The organism is Streptomyces sp. NBC_01546 (assembly GCF_045208355.1).
Lineage (GTDB): Bacteria > Actinomycetota > Actinomycetes > Streptomycetales > Streptomycetaceae > Streptomyces.
On record NZ_CP109379.1, the window covers coordinates 4781813 to 4797977 of the forward strand.

Annotated in this window: 16 protein-coding genes; 9 read left to right on the forward strand and 7 right to left on the reverse strand. The window is 70.6% G+C overall.

The window, feature by feature from the left end; genetic code table 11:
- Window positions 1-4: 4 nt before the first annotated feature.
- Complete coding sequence (locus OHA89_RS21985; RefSeq protein WP_406366901.1) at window positions 5-1114, reverse strand: MerR family transcriptional regulator; 1110 nt, start codon at window positions 1112-1114, stop codon at window positions 5-7.
- Between the two features lie 266 nt (window positions 1115-1380).
- Between OHA89_RS21985 and pflB the strand changes: the two genes are divergently transcribed.
- From pflB to OHA89_RS22030, 9 genes are all read left to right on the forward strand, one after another.
- Window positions 1381-3651: a formate C-acetyltransferase gene (pflB, locus tag OHA89_RS21990; RefSeq protein WP_406366902.1), complete on the forward strand. Its 2271-nt coding sequence runs from the start codon at window positions 1381-1383 to the stop codon at window positions 3649-3651.
- 25 nt (window positions 3652-3676) lie between these two features.
- Window positions 3677-4504 (forward strand): pyruvate formate-lyase-activating protein, encoded by an 828-nt coding sequence (pflA, locus tag OHA89_RS21995; RefSeq protein WP_406366903.1) that lies wholly within the window; start codon window positions 3677-3679, stop codon window positions 4502-4504.
- 69 nt (window positions 4505-4573) lie between these two features.
- On the forward strand, window positions 4574-5671 hold the full coding sequence (locus tag OHA89_RS22000) for an MFS transporter (RefSeq protein WP_266609439.1): 1098 nt from the start codon (window positions 4574-4576) through the stop codon (window positions 5669-5671).
- Window positions 5668-7998, forward strand: coding sequence for a molybdopterin oxidoreductase family protein (locus OHA89_RS22005; RefSeq protein WP_406366904.1), 2331 nt, complete (start codon window positions 5668-5670; stop codon window positions 7996-7998). The genes OHA89_RS22000 and OHA89_RS22005 overlap by 4 nt, the downstream gene beginning before the upstream one ends.
- 6 nt (window positions 7999-8004) lie before the next feature.
- Complete coding sequence (locus OHA89_RS22010) at window positions 8005-8604, forward strand: 4Fe-4S dicluster domain-containing protein (RefSeq protein ID WP_030662475.1); 600 nt, start codon at window positions 8005-8007, stop codon at window positions 8602-8604.
- Complete coding sequence (locus OHA89_RS22015) at window positions 8601-9254, forward strand: ubiquinol-cytochrome c reductase iron-sulfur subunit (RefSeq protein ID WP_266609441.1); 654 nt, start codon at window positions 8601-8603, stop codon at window positions 9252-9254. The genes OHA89_RS22010 and OHA89_RS22015 overlap by 4 nt, the downstream gene beginning before the upstream one ends.
- Window positions 9251-9619, forward strand: coding sequence for a hypothetical protein (locus OHA89_RS22020; protein WP_266609442.1), 369 nt, complete (start codon window positions 9251-9253; stop codon window positions 9617-9619). Before OHA89_RS22015 ends, OHA89_RS22020 begins: the two co-directional genes overlap by 4 nt.
- A 2-nt stretch (window positions 9620-9621) precedes the next feature.
- Window positions 9622-11049: a NarK family nitrate/nitrite MFS transporter gene (locus tag OHA89_RS22025; protein ID WP_406366905.1), complete on the forward strand. Its 1428-nt coding sequence runs from the start codon at window positions 9622-9624 to the stop codon at window positions 11047-11049.
- Window positions 11050-11086: 37 nt separating this feature from the next.
- On the forward strand, window positions 11087-11287 hold the full coding sequence (locus tag OHA89_RS22030) for a hypothetical protein (RefSeq protein WP_266609444.1): 201 nt from the start codon (window positions 11087-11089) through the stop codon (window positions 11285-11287).
- Window positions 11288-11318: 31 nt separating this feature from the next.
- Here OHA89_RS22030 and mscL read toward each other — a convergent pair whose 3' ends face one another.
- The 6 genes from mscL to OHA89_RS22060 all read right to left on the reverse strand — a co-directional run bounded on the left by mscL (window position 11319) and on the right by OHA89_RS22060 (window position 16120).
- A complete protein-coding gene (gene mscL, locus OHA89_RS22035; protein WP_266609445.1) occupies window positions 11319-11837 on the reverse strand; it encodes a large conductance mechanosensitive channel protein MscL in 519 nt (172 codons plus the stop codon).
- 105 nt (window positions 11838-11942) lie between these two features.
- Window positions 11943-12410 (reverse strand): hypothetical protein, encoded by a 468-nt coding sequence (locus OHA89_RS22040; RefSeq protein ID WP_406366906.1) that lies wholly within the window; start codon window positions 12408-12410, stop codon window positions 11943-11945.
- A gap of 259 nt (window positions 12411-12669) precedes the next feature.
- Complete coding sequence (gene pyrF / locus OHA89_RS22045) at window positions 12670-13362, reverse strand: orotidine-5'-phosphate decarboxylase (RefSeq protein WP_406366907.1); 693 nt, start codon at window positions 13360-13362, stop codon at window positions 12670-12672.
- A gap of 81 nt (window positions 13363-13443) precedes the next feature.
- Window positions 13444-14277, reverse strand: a complete 834-nt coding sequence (locus OHA89_RS22050) for an S-methyl-5'-thioadenosine phosphorylase (protein WP_266609448.1) — start codon at window positions 14275-14277, stop codon at window positions 13444-13446.
- Window positions 14278-14355: 78 nt separating this feature from the next.
- Complete coding sequence (locus tag OHA89_RS22055) at window positions 14356-14661, reverse strand: FmdB family zinc ribbon protein (protein ID WP_215144656.1); 306 nt, start codon at window positions 14659-14661, stop codon at window positions 14356-14358.
- A gap of 67 nt (window positions 14662-14728) precedes the next feature.
- Window positions 14729-16120: an MFS transporter gene (locus OHA89_RS22060; protein ID WP_266609449.1), complete on the reverse strand. Its 1392-nt coding sequence runs from the start codon at window positions 16118-16120 to the stop codon at window positions 14729-14731.
- Window positions 16121-16165: the final 45 nt, after the last annotated feature.

Below are 16165 nucleotides of genomic sequence, written 5' to 3' on the forward strand. Positions count from 1 at the left end.
GGCCTCAGTTCTCCAGGTGGACGGGCATCAGGAGCGAGAAGGTGTCCTCGGTATCGGTCCGGCGGATCGCCAGCGGGGCCTTGGGGGCGCCGAACTCCAGAACCAGCTGGTCGGCGGCTCCGGCGGCGAGGGCGTCCAGCAGGAAGTCCCGGTTGACGGCGACCTTGTCCCGGTCGTCGTCACCGTCCTCGCAGACGGTCACCACGCCGTCGGCCGCCACCTTGAGCACGCTGAGGTCGCAGACCGGACCGCCCTCCTCGCGCAGCTCGCTCGCACGGACCGGACCGGTTGCCACCGCCTCCCGGAAGGCCGGGACATCCACGAGGGCACGGCGCCCCGCGGGCAGGCGGACGAGGCGGCGGTAATCGGGGAAGTCGTGGCCGAGGCACTGGCCGGCGGCCTGACGGTCCCCCGTCTCCAGGAGCACGCGGTCACCGTCCACGGTGAGCCGGACGGACGCGTCGTGACTCAGCAGCGCCCGCATCGCGTCGGCGAGCGGGGAGGGTACGACGACCTGCACACGGGACCCGTCGTGCCCGCGGTGCCCGCCGTGCCCGTCCTGTCCGTCGATACCGGCTTGAGCGACAGCCATCCGGTACCGGTCGGTGGCCACGACACGGAGCGTCTCACCCTCGATGTCGAACAGGACACCGCCGAGCATCGGCAGCTCCGGGCCGGTACTGGCGGCGAAACGGACCGCGTCCAGGGCGGCGGCCAGCTCAGGCGCGGAGACGGCCGACCGGACGGAGGTGGTGCGGGGCAAAGCCATGGGGTTCTCCCTGCGTTCGAGTAGCGCTCGGATCGTGGAGAACTCACCGCGGGCATCGGACAGCCCCAGTTCCATACGGTGCAGATGCGCCTGGAGCAGTTTGCGCACCAGATCGGTGTCGGCGGCGGACCAGCCGGCCAGCACCAGCCGGATGTCGGCCAACGGCATGCCCGCCCGGCGCAGCCGGGCCAGCAACCGGGACTCGCCGAGCTGCTCCGGGCCGTACCAGCGGTAGCCGCTCACCGGGTCCACCCAGGCCGGGACCAGCACGCCGGCCCCGTCGTAGAACCTCAGGGCGCTCACGCTCAGCCCACTGTCCCGAGCCATCTCACCGATACTGCGCATCTCGCTCTCCACACCCCGAACTCTGTGCCCTGTACCAAGTCGAGGGTCAATCCCGGCCGACGGAACCCCTATTTGTGAAAGTGTTCACAAGCGCGCGATGGACTTTCGGCCTTGGTGAAATCCCAGGTCATGGCGGTGTCGAGGGTCGTCGGGTGGGGATCGCAGGACCTTCGGGCTTCAGGTCGGGACCAACGCGGCGCCAGATGATCGATCAAAAGGCGTGCAATGGAACCAAGCAATGAGGCGACTCGAAGAAGGTGCGGGCGATGACTGCCACCCCTGCGGAGACCACGAAGAACGGCGAGGCCTGGGAGGGCTTCAAGGGCGGTCTGTGGCGCGACGCCATCGACGTCCGCGACTTCATCCAGCAGAACTACACGCCGTACGAGGGTGACCACACCTTTCTCGCCGGCCCCACCGAGCGCACCACGGCCGTGTGGAAGGCGATCACGGACAAGTTCCCGGAAGAGCGCGAGAAGGGCGTCTACGACATCGCCCACGACATCCCGTCCTCGATCACCGCGCACGCGCCCGGCTGGATCGACCGCGACAAGGACCTGATCGTCGGCCTCCAGACCGACGCTCCGCTCAAGCGCGCGATCATGCCGTACGGCGGCTGGCGCATGGTCGCCGGCGCCCTGGAGACCTACGGCTACCCGGTTTCCGAGGACCTCGAGAAGGTCTTCACCGAGTACCGCAAGACCCACAACGCCGGTGTGTTCGACGCCTACACCCCCGAGATCCGCGCCGCCCGCAAGGCCGGCGTCGTGACCGGTCTGCCGGACGCGTACGGCCGCGGCCGCATCATCGGCGACTACCGCCGGGTGGCCCTGTACGGCGTGGACCGCCTCATCGCCGTCAAGAAGGAAGAGAAGGAGGAGCTGAACTCCCTCCCCGCGGGCCACCGTTCGCTGGAGGAGACGATCCGCCTGCGCGAGGAGCTCGCCGAGCAGATCCGCGCCCTCGCCGAACTCAAGGCGATGGCCGCCTCCTACGGGCACGACGTCTCCCGCCCGGCCGCCACCGGCCGCGAGGCCATCCAGTGGCTGTACTTCGCGTACCTGGCCGCCGTGAAGGAGCAGAACGGAGCGGCCATGTCGCTCGGCCGCACCTCCACCTTCGTCGACGTCTACCTCCAGCGCGACATCGAGGCCGGGCTCCTCACCGAGGAGCAGGCCCAGGAGCTGGTCGACGACTTCATCATCAAGCTGCGCATCGTCCGCTTCCTGCGCACCCCCGAGTACGACGAGCTGTTCTCCGGCGACCCGACCTGGGTCACCGAATCGATCGCCGGCATGGGCGAGGACGGCCGTCCGCTGGTCACCAAGTCCTCCTTCCGCTACCTCCAGACCCTCTACAACCTCGGCCCGGCTCCCGAGCCGAACATGACCGTCTTCTGGTCGCCGCGACTGCCGCGGGGCTTCAAGGAGTTCTGCGCCCGGGTCTCGATCGACACCTCCTCGGTGCAGTACGAGTCCGACGAGCTGATGCGCCCGCGCTTCGGCGACGACACCGCCATCGCGTGCTGCGTGTCGGCGATGCCGGTCGGCAAGCAGATGCAGTTCTTCGGCGCCCGCGTGAACCTCGCCAAGACCCTGCTCTACGCGATCAACGGCGGCCGGGACGAGAAGTCCGGCGCCCAGGTCGGTCCCGAGACCGGCCCCCTCACCTCCGAGGTGCTGGACTACGACCAGGTCATGGCCAAGTTCGACGAGCAGATGGAATGGCTCGCGCAGACCTACGTCCACGCCCTGAACGTCATCCACTACATGCACGACCGGTACGCCTACGAGCGCATCGAGATGGCCCTGCACGACCGCGACGTGCGCCGCACCATGGCCTGCGGCATCGCCGGCCTGTCGGTCGCAGCCGACTCACTGTCCGCCATCAAGCACGCCAAGGTCAGCGCGGTGCGCGACGAGACCGGCCTCGTCACCGATTACCGCGTGGAGGGCGACTACCCGGCGTACGGCAACAACGACGACCGCGTCGACGACATCGCCGTGTGGCTCGTCGAGGAGTTCATAAAGAAGGTGCGGGGGCACGAGACGTACCGGGGTGCCGAGCACAGCCAGTCCGTGCTGACGATCACCTCGAACGTCGTCTACGGCAAGAAGACCGGCAACACGCCGGACGGACGCCGGGCGGGCGAGCCCTTCTCCCCGGGCGCCAACCCGATGAACGGCCGCGACACCCGCGGCTACGTCACCTCGGCGCTGTCGGTGGCGAAGCTCCCGTACGAGGACGCGGAGGACGGCATCTCGCTGACCAACACCGTCACCCCCGACGGTCTCGGCCGCACCCCCGAGGAGCGGATCAAGAACCTGGCGGGCGTGCTCGACGGCTACATGGCCGGCGACGGATTCCACATGAACGTGAACGTGCTGAACCGCGACACGCTCACGGACGCCATGGAGCACCCGGAGAACTACCCGCAGCTGACCATCCGGGTCAGCGGATACGCGGTGAACTTCGTCCGCCTCACGCGGGACCAGCAGCTCGACGTGCTGAACCGCACCTTCCACGGCTCGCTCTAGAGCCCACCCGTCTGGAGCACCTGCCATGACCGTCCTCCTCGGCGCGAACACCGCCCAGCCCGCCGCCCACTCCGCCGCCGCCCCCGCGGCCGCCACCCCCGCGGCCGCCGCGACCCAGCGGCCGAGCGAGGGCTCGGTGCACTCCTGGGACCTGTCGACCGGGGTCGACGGTCCGGGCACGCGCTTCGTGACCTTCCTGTCCGGCTGCCCGCTGACCTGCCTGTACTGCCACAACCCCGACACCTGGAAGATGCGGGGCGGCAAGAGGACCTCGGCCGACGCCGTGATCGCCGAAGCCGCCAAGTACCGGAAGTTCATCGCCGCGTCCGGCGGCGGGGCCACCGTCTCGGGCGGCGAGCCGCTGCTCCAGCCCGTCTTCGCGGGCGAGCTGCTGCACCGGATGAAGCACGAGCTGGGGCTGCACACCGCCCTGGACACCTCCGGCTTCCTCGGCGTACGGGCCACCGACGCGCTGCTGCGCGACGTGGACCTGGTCCTGCTCGACATCAAGTCCTGGGACCGGGAGACGTACAGGCGCGTCACCGGGCGCCCGCTGCGGCCCACCCTCGACTTCGCGCAGCGCCTCGCGGACCTCGGCAAGGAGGTGCACCTGCGCTTCGTCCTGGTTCCGGGGCTCACGGACGCGCGGGAGAACATCGAGGGGGTCGCCGCCTTCGCGGGCTCGCTCGGCAACGTCTCGCGGGTCGACGTCCTGCCCTTCCACAAGCTGGGCGAGGCCAAGTGGCAGGCGCTGGGCATGAACTTCACCCTCCGCGACACGCCCTCGCCCGACGCCGGGCAGGTGGCCGAGGCCAGGGGGATTTTCGAGGCGCGGGGACTGACCGCCGTCTGACCCCCGTTCGGCGTAACCATGACCATGGCATAACGGGCTGAATCGGTATGAACCGCCTAGCGTGGTGCTGTGTCCGAGCCCACAGAAGCACTCGCCGCAGCCCCGCCACCGCCGGAGGCACCCGAGACCCCGCCGCCGGGCAGGAGATCCGTCACCGCCCGGGCCACCCTGGCCGGCACCGTCGTATCGCTCCTGCTCATCGCCGCGATCGTGCTGGGCAGCCGGCTGCTGCGCGACTTCGACTCGGCCCTGCTGCCGTACGCGGTCGCGACGGTCTTCCTGGCCTTCGGCGTTGCCTACCGGTACACGGTCTGGGTCTCCGCGCCCGGCGCGCGCCGCCTCTTCAAGAAGGGCTTCGGCAGCTTCTTCTCGGCCGACAACTTCCGCAGGGCGCCCACCGCCCTGCCCAAGATGATCGCCACCTACCTCGGCTTCCAGAAGTTCCTCGGCGCGCGCTCGCGCGCCCGCTGGGCCGCCCACCAGCTCATCTTCTGGGGCTGCATCCTGGCCGCGCTCATCACCTTCCCGCTGACCTGGGGCTGGTTCACCTTCACCTCGGACAGCGGCTCCGGCCCCGGATACGACATGCGGATCTGGGGCTTCAAGGTGCTCGGCTTCGACTCGCTGAACATCCTGGGCTGGCTGATGTTCCACGGGCTGGACGTCGCCGCGGTCCTGGTCATCCCGGGGGCCTCGTACTTCCTGTGGCGCAGGATGAAGGACCGCGGAGCCATCACCGGCCAGCGCTTCGCCTACGACCTGCTGCCGCTGATCTGCCTGATCGTGATCTCCGTGACCGGGCTGCTGCTGACCTTCTCGTCGATCTTCCTGCACGGCGGCGGCTACGAGTTCCTCGCCATCCTGCACATGGTGTCGGTGGTGTTCACCCTCATCTACATCCCGTTCGGGAAGTTCTTCCACATCGTCCAGCGGCCGGCCGCCGTCGGCATGCAGCTGTTCAAGTACACGGCCCGCCAGGACGAGCAGGTCTTCGCCTGCAAGCGCTGCGGGGAGCCGATCGACACCACCCCGTACGTCGAGAACCTGCGCGGCACCATGCAGGACCTGGGGCTCGACTTCAACGCCTTCGTCGAATACTGCCCGCGCTGCAAGCGGGTGCTGCGCGGCAACGCCTACCTGACCGACGTCAAGAAGGGCTTCAAGTGACCGCGACCGACCCCGTCAAGGCCGTGTCCCGGCCCGTTCCCGTTTCCATCGACCCGTCCATCGCGCCACCCGGCACCCGCAACTTCCGCGACGCAGGCGGGATCCCGGCCGACCAGTGGCACGCCGACCAGAACGGCGAGACCCTCGTCCCCACCCACTGCTGCTTCTGCGGCGTGCAGTGCGGGATGTACCTGCGCGTGGACAAGCACGGCAAGGTCTTCGGCGTGGAGCCGCGCAACCACGACATCAACCGGATGCGGCTGTGCCCCAAGGGCATCAACGCCTATCAGCAGGTCAACCATCCCGACCGGCTCACGGCCCCGCTGATGCGCCGCTCCCGCGACGAGGAATTCACGGAGGCCTCCTGGGAGGAGGCCCTCGACTTCACCGTCTCCGAGATCCGGCGCATCCAGCAGGCGTACGGCAACGACGCCTTCGGCCTGCTCGGCGGCGCCAGCCTGTTCTCCGAGAAGACCTACCTGGTCGGCAAGTTCGCCCGGGTCGCCCTGAAGACCAAGCACGTCGACTACAACGGCCGCCTGTGCATGGTCAGCGCCGCCGGGGCCAACAAGCTCGCCTTCGGCATCGACCGGGCCGGCAACCCCTTCTCCGACATCCTCCTCACCGACTGCCTGCTCATCGCCGGGTCGAACGTGGGGGAGTGCTTCCCCGTGATGACCCAGTACCTGTGGGGCGCCCGGGACCGCGGAGCCTCGCTCATCGTCATCGACCCGCGCGAGACGGCCATCGCGCGCACCGCCGACATCCACGTCGCCCTCAAGCCCGGCACCGACGCCGCCTTCTTCAACGCCGTCCTGCACGTGATCGTCGCCGAGGGACTGACCGACGAGACCTACCTCGCCGCCCACGCCACCGGCTGGGAGGAGGTCAAGCAGACCGTCGCCGCCTACCCGCCCGCCCGGTCCGCCGAGATCTGCGGGATCCCGGCCGAGCAGATCGTCCAGGTCGCCCGGGTCTTCGCCGCGGCGGACAAGGCCATGGCCTGGCACGCCCGCGGCATCGAACACCACTCCCAGGGCGTCGAGAACTGCCTCACGGTGATCAACCTGTGCGTCGCCACCGGCAACATCGGCAAGCCGGGCGCCGGCTACGGCACCATCACCGGCCAGGGCAACGGCCAGGGCGGCCGCGAGCACGGCCAGAAGTCCGACCTCCTCCCCGGCGGCCGCTCGATCTCCAACCCGGAACACCGGGCCCAGATCTGCCGGATCTGGGGCACCGAGGAGTCCGAACTCCCGGGCGCCGGAACCTCCATGATGGAGATGGTCTGGCAGATGCAGCGGCGGGAGATCCGCGGCCTCATCGGCATCTGCAACAACCCCTTCGTCTCCCTCCCCAACTACGCGGTGGTCAAGGACGGCTACGACACCGCCGAGTTCCACGCCCAGTTCGACTTCTTCCTCTCCGAGACCGCCGCCAACGCCCACGTCGTCTTCCCCGTCACCACCTGGGCCGAGGACGAAGGGGTGATGGCCAACGCCGAGGCCCGGGTGGTCAAGCACAACAAGGCCCAGGAGCCCCCCGCCGGAGTGCGCACCGACACCTGGGTCATCTGCGAGCTGGCCAGACGCCTCGGCGCCGGCCACCACTTCGACTTCCCCGGCTCCCGCGAGGTGTTCGAGGAGCTGCGCGTCGCCTCCGCCGGCACGGTCAACGACTACTACGGCATCACCTACGAGCGCCTGGAGGAGACCGGCGGGATCGCCTGGCCCTGCCCCTCCACCGAGCACCCGGGCACCCCCCGGCTGTTCGAGGACGGGAGGACCTGCCACCCCGACGGAAAGATCCACATGCAGGTCGTGGAATGGCATCCGCCCATGGACGCCTACACCGAGGAGTACCCCCTCTCCCTCACCACAGGCCGCACCGTCGCGCACTTCCTCTCCGGCAACCAGACCCGCCGCCTGGGCGCCCTCGTCGAACAGACCCCGCGCCCCTGGGTGGAGGTCCACCCCTCGCACGGCTTCAGGAACGGTGACCCGGTCCGCGTGGTCACCCGCCGCGGCAGCGAGGTCTTCCCGGCCCTGGTCACCGAGGCCATCCGCCCCGACACCGTCTTCATCCCGTACCACTGGCCTGTCCCGACGGCCGCGAACGCCCTGACCATCGACGCCCTCGACCCCCGCTCGAAGATCCCCGAGTACAAGGTCTGCGCCGCCCGTGTCGAGGCCGCCGACCGGATCGACGAGGTCCCCGCGCCGCCCACCGCCCCGGGCCAGGAGGCCTACCCGGAGGCCCAGGTCTCCCGCACCGACCCCCTGCCCCCCACGTCCCCGCAGGGCCGTGGCACGTCGGAGAGGAGCTGACCCGCCATGATGGGCCGCACGATCTTCATCGACCCGGGTCGCTGCATCGGCTGCCAGGCCTGTGTCTCCGCCTGCCGCGAATGCGACTCCCACCGCGGCAAGTCGATGATCCACCTGGACTACACCGAACCCGGCATGTCCGTCGCCTCCCTCCCGACCGTCTGCATGCACTGCGAGGACCCGGTCGCCCCCTGCGCCGAGGTCTGCCCCGCCGACGCGATCCTGGTGACCGCCGACGGCGTGGTCCAGCAGGCCGACACCACCCGCTGCATCGGATGCGCCAACTGCGTCAACGCCTGCCCCTTCGGCGTCCCGAAGATCGACCTCCAGGCGAAGCTGCAGATGAAGTGCAACCTCTGCTACGACCGCACCGCCTACGGCCTGGCTCCCATGTGCGCCACCGTCTGCCCCACCGGCGCCCTCTTCTACGGAACCCTCGAGGAGCTCCAGGCCGAGCGCCCCGGAGTCCAGGTCGCCGACTCCTTCGCCTTCGGCGACGTGATGGTCAGCACCGGCGTGGCGATGGTCGTCCCCGCCGACAAGGTCCAGTGGCCCGTCCCCGGCGGCCTGCCCGTGGTCGAGGTGAACGGAGTGGACGTCCGATGAGCGTCACCGAACAGCCGCCTCCCGCACCCGGTCCCGACGGTGACGCCGCCGCCGAGCAGCTCCGCGACCGGATCAGCGCCGACTCCCTCACCACCCGCCGCGACTACCTGCGGATCGTCGCCACCGTCTCCGGCGGCCTGGCCATCGGCGGGGTCGGCGTCGCCGGCGGCATCCTGCACCGGCACGGCGACAGCGAGAAGCTGCCCGAGCCCAAGCTGGTCGCCGCCGAGCTGGCGCCCGGCCAGTCCGTCGCCTTCCGGTTCCCCGGCGACGAGGACCGGGCCCTGGCCGTACGGCTGGCCGACGGCACCCTCGTGGGCTACTCCGCCGTCTGCACCCACCTGGCCTGCGGCGTGCTCTGGCGCGAGGACCGGGGCCTCGACGGGGAGCTGTACTGCCCCTGCCACGAGGGCGCCTTCGACGTCCGCACCGGCGAGGTGACCGCGGGCCCGCCACCTCGGCCGCTCCCCATGGTCTTCCTGACCGAGCAGACCGACGGCAGCGTCTGGGCCATCGCCACCGCCCGCTCGGGAGAGCCGGCCAAGGACGCCCTGTGCCGGCAGTTCGGCGATACCCGCCCCGAGACGAGCCGCCAGCTGGGCTGCCCCGGAGCCGATCGCGCCACTTCGAACGAGAGCGGGCGGACGTGACCGACGCACAGCTGCCTCCGCGCCCCGACTACCACCCGGGGAGTGCCCAGCCCCGGCTCAACCGGCCGGTGCGCGAGCGGTATCCGCAGATCCGCTCCACCAGCGGCTACGGGGACCCGCGGATCCGGCACACCGGCCCCGGCCCGGGAGCCGGCACCGAACAGGAGCCGGAGCGGTCCTCGAAGCTCAACGCCCGTCTGGCCCTGGCCCTCACCGTGGTCATCGGGCAGCTCTGGGCGCTGACCGTGACCGTCAACGAGTGGATGAAGGGCAACACCGGCACGGCCTGGTGGGGGGCGGGATTCCTGATCCTGTCCTTCCTCGTCGTGATCGCGCTGTGGCTCCTCGACCCGAAGGACCGATGACGATGTCCATACGCACGAACACCGACTCCGCGGTGCGCTCGCACCGGGCGGAGACCTACAAGCCCGGCGCCACCATCGGCGACTGGCGCCCCGAGGACGAGGGCTTCTGGCAGTCCACCGGCCGCAAGGTCGCCCAGCGCAACCTCTGGGTCTCGATCCCCGCGCTGATGCTCGGCTTCGTGGTCTGGCAGGTCTGGTCGGTCACCGTGGTCAAGCTCAACGACGTCGGCTTCGGCTTCTCCAAGTCCCAGCTGTTCTGGCTGACCGCCATCCCCGGCATCACCGGCGGCACCTTCCGGATCCTGTACACCTTCATCGGGCCGATCTTCGGCGAGCGGAAGTTCACCGCCTTCAGCACGATCATCCTCATCGCGCCGATGCTGTGGCTGGGCTTCGCGCTCCAGGACACCGGCACCCCCTACTGGGAACTGGCGCTGATCGCGGCCGTCTGCGGCATCGGCGGCGCGAACTTCGCCTCCTCGATGGCCAACATCGGCTTCTTCTTCCCCAAGCGGGAGAAGGGCAGCGCCAACGGCCTCAACGGCGGGCTCGGCAACCTCGGCGTGAGCGTGGTCCAGCTGGTCGCCCCCCTGGTGGTGACCGCCGCCGTACTCGGCGCCCCGGTCGGCGGTCCGCAGCACGACGCCAAGGAGAGCACCGACATCTGGCTGCAGAACGGCGCCTTCCTCTGGGTGCCGCTGCTGGTCATCATGGCGCTGCTCGCCTGGTTCCTGATGAACGACCTCAAGGTGGCCGCGGCCCCCTTCAGCCAGCAGAAGATCATCTTCAAGCGCAAGCACAACTGGCTGATGACCTGGCTCTACGTCGGCACGTTCGGGTCCTTCATCGGATTCGCCGCGGGCCTGCCGCTGCTGATCAAGAACAACTTCGAGGCGCAGGGCTACCAGGCCACCACCTATGCGTGGATCGGCCCCTTCGTCGGCGCGCTCATGCGCTGGGCCGGCGGCTGGCTCGCCGACAAGATCGGCGGCGCCAGGGTCACCATGCTGTCCTTCGTCGGCATGGCGGCCTCGCTGGTAGTGATCATCTTCGCGCTGCCGCACCAGGGCGACCAGGGCAGCTTCTGGGCCTTCTTCACCGGCTTCCTGGCGGCCTTCGCCTTCTCCGGCCTCGGCAACGGCTCGACCTTCCGGCAGATCCCGGTGATCTTCCGCGACCAGCACATGCGGGAGGCCGCGGACAAGGGGCCCGAGGCGCAGCGCGCCGCACTGCAGCAGTCCGAGATGGAGGCGGGCGCCGTCACCGGCTTCTCCTCCGCCATTGCCGCCTACGGCTTCTTCTTCATCCCCGCGATGTTCGCCGCCATGACGGTCACGAGCGCGCTGTGGATCTTCATCTGCTTCTACGCCAGCTGCCTGGCGGTGTGCTGGTGGTTCTACGCCCGCAAGGGCGCCGAGGCTCCCAGCTGAGCGGAGGAGCCACCGGCGGCGGCCGTACTCTGGAGGCATGAGCACCCCCGCCGCCCCCGACCCGCAGACCGAGCCTGCCGTGCCGCCGAAGCCCAGGCCCCGGCTGGTCTTCGACGACCCGCTGGACCAGCAGTCCTCGGACGACACCGACCGGGGCTGGGGCGAGCGGCCGCCCGCCGGCGGAAGCACGGCCGACCTGGCCCGCTTCCTCGACGAGAAGCCCCCGCACCACATCTGAGCCGCCGTGGCGGCCCGGCCGGACCGGCCGGCTAGAACGCGTCGCGCGACCCCGGTGCCCCGGTGCCACCGCCGTTGGCCCCCCGCTGAGCGACCAGGGCGTCCCGGATGTCCTTGAGGACCTCCAGCTCCGTGATCTCCATGGTCTCCTGGACGCCTTCCCTGGCCTTGCGGCGTGCCTCCACCTTGGCGAGGTACTTCGCCATCGGCAGCACCATGAGGAAGTACACGACGGCCGCGGTGATCAGGAAGGTGAGCGCGGCATTGAGCACCGAGCCCCACAGGATCTCGACGCCCGTGGGCTGACCGCTCGCGTCGATGGCGCAGGGGTCCTTCAGGCACGACTTGTAGACGTCGAGGTTCTTGGTCCCGATGGCTCCCACCAGCGGGCTGATGATTCCCTTGACGATGGAGTTCACGATGTTCGTGAACGCCGCGCCGATGACCACGGCGACCGCCAGGTCGACCACGTTGCCGCGCATCAGGAAGGCTTTGAAGCCCGCCAGGACGCTCTCCTTCTTCTTCTCGCTCACCACTGAGCCTTTCTTCATATGTGCCGAACACGGAGCCAACGGTTCCGAAAACTACGGCAGTCCGGCCGCGGCGTGTCCAATCGGCCCCCACCTCGAGGTGACTTGACTGAGCGCGTGTGCGAATCAACACAACGTCACCGCCAGTCGAGCCGTCGCGCCCGCCCCCACGAGAGCCCGCGCGGTGTCCCGCGGCACGGACAGGACCACCAGCGCCCCACCGTCCCCAACACCCTGGTCGGCAGGGGGCACTTCGGCAACCCTGGCCCCCGCGGCCACCACCCTCGGGGGTCCGGCGCGCTCCGCCGCGACCACGTCGACCCGGTCCCCGGGCCGCAGCAGCCGCACCGTCGCCGCGTCCGCGATGCGCACCGGGGCCGACACCATCCGCACCGCCACGGGTGGAGCCGCGCCCGGGGAGGCCCGTACCTCCGGGGGCGCGGCTCCCCGCGAGGCCTGAGCCTCCGTCCCGCCCACGGCCAGCGCCGCCGCCGCGACGGCCAGCCCGGCCGAGACGGCCCGCCGCCTGCGCCGCAGGGCCCTGCGCAGCCGGTCGCCACCCCGCCCGACCCGCAACGGCGGGAAGGAGGGCACCGAGCGCGCGGGAGGACACGTGGAGGAGCACAGGGAAGGCGGGGCGGGGGAGGGGACAGCAGAAGGGACGGAAGAGGAAGCGGAAGAAGAAGCGGAAGAGGGCGCGGACGTACGGGACATGAGGGCCACCACCAGTCGGAGTGAGTCGCTGTGCCCGGACCCGGCGCCCGGACACAACTCACGATCCGGCCTCCCGCCGGATCCCGCTCCGGCCTGTGGATGATCCCCAGGTTGTGGACAACGGCGTCACCCGCAGGTGTCAGATCCCGGCCCGGACCCGCCCCAGCGCCGCCACCGGGTCCGCGGCCCTCGTCACCGACCGCCCGACCACGATGTGGGAGGCCCCCGCCCCGAAGGCGGCTCCCGGGGTGCCGGCCCGGGCGTGCCCGCCCTCGGCCGCGCCCGGCAGCGTCACCCCCGGGGTGACGATCAGCGGCTCCGGCCCCAGCGCGGCCCGCAGGGCCCCGACCTCCCGGGGCGAGGCGATGACCCCGTCACACCCGGCGGCCACCGCGAGCCGGGCGAGGCGCAGCACCTGCTCCTCTGTGCTCGCAGCGGCGATGCCGACGTCGGCGAGGTCGCTCCCGGTCATGCTCGTGACCACGGTCAGCGCGAGCACCCTCAGCCGCGGGAACTCCCGCGCGGCCTCGACCGCCGCCGTCAGGATTCCCGTGCCGCCCATGGCGTGCACGGTCACCATCGACACGCCCAGCGCGCCCGCCGCCCGGACCGCGCCGGCGACGGAGTCGGGTATCTCGAAGAGCTTCAGGTCGAGGAAGACCTCGTGCCCCCGGCCCCTGAGCTCCCGGACCAGCCCGGGCCCCGCGCTGGTGAGCAGCTCCAGGCCGACCTTGTAGTGGCCGCAGGCATCCCCGAGCCGCGCGACGAGGGCCTCTGCCGCTCCGCGGTCGTCGAAGTCGAGGGCGACGATGATCCGGTTCCCGTTGTTCACGCCGTCATTGTCGCGGCCACCGCTCTACGGCAGTTCCACCGCTCTACGGCAGCTCCACCGCTCTACAGCAGCTCCACCGCTCTACGGCAGTTCGATGCCCAGGTCCCAGCCGTCGTGGACGTGCGTGCACAGGCAGGCGCGCGACTCCGTCGGCGGAAGGGCCGCCACCGCGTCGAAGAGGACCTCGCGCAGACGGCCGACGTTCTCGCCGAAGACCCTCAGGACCTCCGTGTGGGACACGCCCTCGCCGGTCTCGGCGCCCGCGTCCAGGTCCGTCACCAGCGCCATCGACGTGTAGCAGAGCCCCAGCTCCCGCGCGAGGACCGCCTCCGGGTGGCCCGTCATGCCGACCACCGACCAGCCCGCCGCCGCGTGCCAGCGCGACTCGGCGCGCGTCGAGAACCGCGGCCCCTCGATGACGACCATCGTGCCGCCGTCCACCGGCTCCCACTCCCGCCCGCGGGCCGCGGCCAGGGCGACCGACCGCCCCACCGGGCAGTACGGGTCCGCGAAGGTGGTGTGCACGACGTTCGGGACGCTGCCGTCGGGCAGCGGCTCCCCGTCGAAGAAGGTCTGCGCCCGGGCCTTCGTACGGTCGACCAGCTGGTCGGGAACGTGCAGCGTGCCCGGACCGTACTCGGCCCGCAGGCCGCCGACCGCGCACGGGCCCAGCACCTGGCGGACGCCGACCGAGCGCAGCGCCCACAGGTTGGCCCGGTAGTTGATCTTGTGTGGCGGGACGGTGTGGCTGCGCCCGTGCCGGGGCAGGAAGGCCACCTGCCGGCCGGCCAGCTCACCCACGTACAGGGAGTCGCTGGGGGGCCCGTACGGGGTCTCCACCTGGATCTCGGAGACGTCCTCCAGGAAGGAGTAGAAGCCCGAACCGCCGATGACACCGATCTCTGCGTTCACCATGCCGCCACCCTAACCGGGCGTGCGAAAGGCCCCGCTGCCCGGAGGGCGGCGGGGCCTTTCGACAAGCGATGAAGCAGGTCAGGCAGCCGAGGTGGAGCTGCTGCCCGTGCTCGACGACGTCGAGGAGGACGAAGCGGCGGGGGCGGCGGCCGTGGACGTCGACGAGGTCGAGGCGGGCTTCGAGGCAGGAGTGCTGCTCGACGAAGCGCCACGGCTGTCGTTCCGGTAGAAACCGGAGCCCTTGAAGACGATGCCGACCGCGGAGAACACCTTCTTCAGGCGTCCGTCACAGCTCGGGCACACGGTCAGCGCGTCATCGGTGAACTTCTGCACGGCCTCAAGGCCCTCACCGCACTCGGTGCACTGGTACTGGTAGGTCGGCACGAATTTCCTCCTGGCACTCTGACTCAATGAGTGCTAACGACGCTCCATGGTGACGTATTCCGGCGGATCAGTCCACCGTCACCGGCACGCGGTGACCCATCCCACGCTCGTTCACCCGGTTCCGGGCGGCCGGCGAGGCGGCCGACGAGGCGGCCGACGGGCCAGTGGACGGGGCGGCGGACGAGGGTGCGGGCACGGCGGCCGGCGCGGATGAGTTCACGATCCGGCTCGGAGCCTTCGGCGCCAGCTTCGCGCGCAGGGCCAGCAGGGTGACCAGGGCCAGCGCGGTGGCGACCATCGGCACCAGGAAGCCGTACGAGGACCCGTGCGCGTCCGTCAGGCGGCCCGCCAGGGTCACGGCGACGGCCTGCCCGAAGGCGACCGCTCCGGTCAGCCAGGTGAAGGCCTCGGTGCGCGAGGCGGCCGGGATCAGCTGCTCGATCATCGTGTAGCCGGTGATCAGCGCCGGGGCGATGCACAGGCCGACGACCAGGCCGAGCGCACCCAGCAGGATCACCGAGTTCGCGGCCCACAGGACCGAGGCCGCGGCGGTGAGGCCGACGTAGCCCAGGATCAGGCGGCGGCGCGGGCCGATCTTCCAGGCTATGGCGCCCATGGCGATGCCGGCGACCATGTTGCCCGCGGCGAAGACGCCGTAGAGCAGGCCGTTGGCGCCCGGGTTGCCGATCTCGTCGGAGAAGGCGGCGAGCGAGACCTGCATGCCGCCGAAGACGGCGCCGATGCCGATGAAGGCGACGATCAGGACGCGCAGGCCCGGGAAGGACAGGGCGGAGGCGTGCTTCTCGCCGTTCGCCGCGCGGCCGACCGGCTTGGGCTGGGTGGCGCGCTGCGCGGCGAAGATCAGGCCGCCGGCGATCGTCAGCGTGGCCTCGGTGATCAGACCGGCCGCGGGGTGCACCTGGGTGCACAGGAAGGTGGCGAGCACCGGACCGACGACGAAGGTGAACTCGTCGGTGACGGACTCGAACGCGGCCGCGGTCGGCAGCAGCGGAGAGCCCTCCAGCTTCGCGGCCCAGCGGGCCCGGACCATCGGACCGGCCTGCGGGACGGAGGCGCCGGCGGGGATGGCGGCCAGCACCAGCGCCCACAGCGGGGCGCCGAGGAGTGCGAGGGCGGCCAGTGCGACGACCGAGGCGGTGTGCGTCAGGGCGGCCGGCACCAGGACGGCGCTCTGGCCGAACCGGTCGGTGAACTTGCCCATCAGCGGGGCGAACAGCGCCATGGACACACCGGTCACGGCGGTGACGACGCCGGCGCTGCCGTAGGAGCCGGTGGTGTGCTGGACGAGCAGCAGGATGCTGACGGTGAGCATCCCGAAGGGGAGCCGGGCGGCGAAGCCGGGAAGTACGAAGCCCAGGGCACCGGGTGTGCGCAGGAGCTGCCCGTAGCCGGGGCGGGCGGACGTGGCGGACGTTTCGGTCGTGACCGCGGATGTCACGGCCTTGCCTTTCCGCTGCCTGGTAGAGCGTCCCCGTCTGCGGAC

Excerpts from the sequence above, each read along its gene's own strand:
- OHA89_RS22010 (WP_030662475.1), top strand. The coding sequence starts at position 8,005 with ATGATGGGCCGCACGATCTTCATCGACCCGGGTCGCTGCATCGGCTGC.
- OHA89_RS21985 (WP_406366901.1), bottom strand. The coding sequence starts at position 1,114 with ATGCGCAGTATCGGTGAGATGGCTCGGGACAGTGGGCTGAGCGTGAGC.
- OHA89_RS22015 (WP_266609441.1), top strand. The coding sequence starts at position 8,601 with ATGAGCGTCACCGAACAGCCGCCTCCCGCACCCGGTCCCGACGGTGAC.
- pflA (WP_406366903.1), top strand. The coding sequence starts at position 3,677 with ATGACCGTCCTCCTCGGCGCGAACACCGCCCAGCCCGCCGCCCACTCC.
- OHA89_RS22050 (WP_266609448.1), bottom strand. The coding sequence starts at position 14,277 with ATGGTGAACGCAGAGATCGGTGTCATCGGCGGTTCGGGCTTCTACTCC.
- OHA89_RS22030 (WP_266609444.1), top strand. The coding sequence starts at position 11,087 with ATGAGCACCCCCGCCGCCCCCGACCCGCAGACCGAGCCTGCCGTGCCG.
- OHA89_RS22025 (WP_406366905.1), top strand. The coding sequence starts at position 9,622 with ATGTCCATACGCACGAACACCGACTCCGCGGTGCGCTCGCACCGGGCG.
- mscL (WP_266609445.1), bottom strand. The coding sequence starts at position 11,837 with ATGAAGAAAGGCTCAGTGGTGAGCGAGAAGAAGAAGGAGAGCGTCCTG.
- pflB (WP_406366902.1), top strand. The coding sequence starts at position 1,381 with ATGACTGCCACCCCTGCGGAGACCACGAAGAACGGCGAGGCCTGGGAG.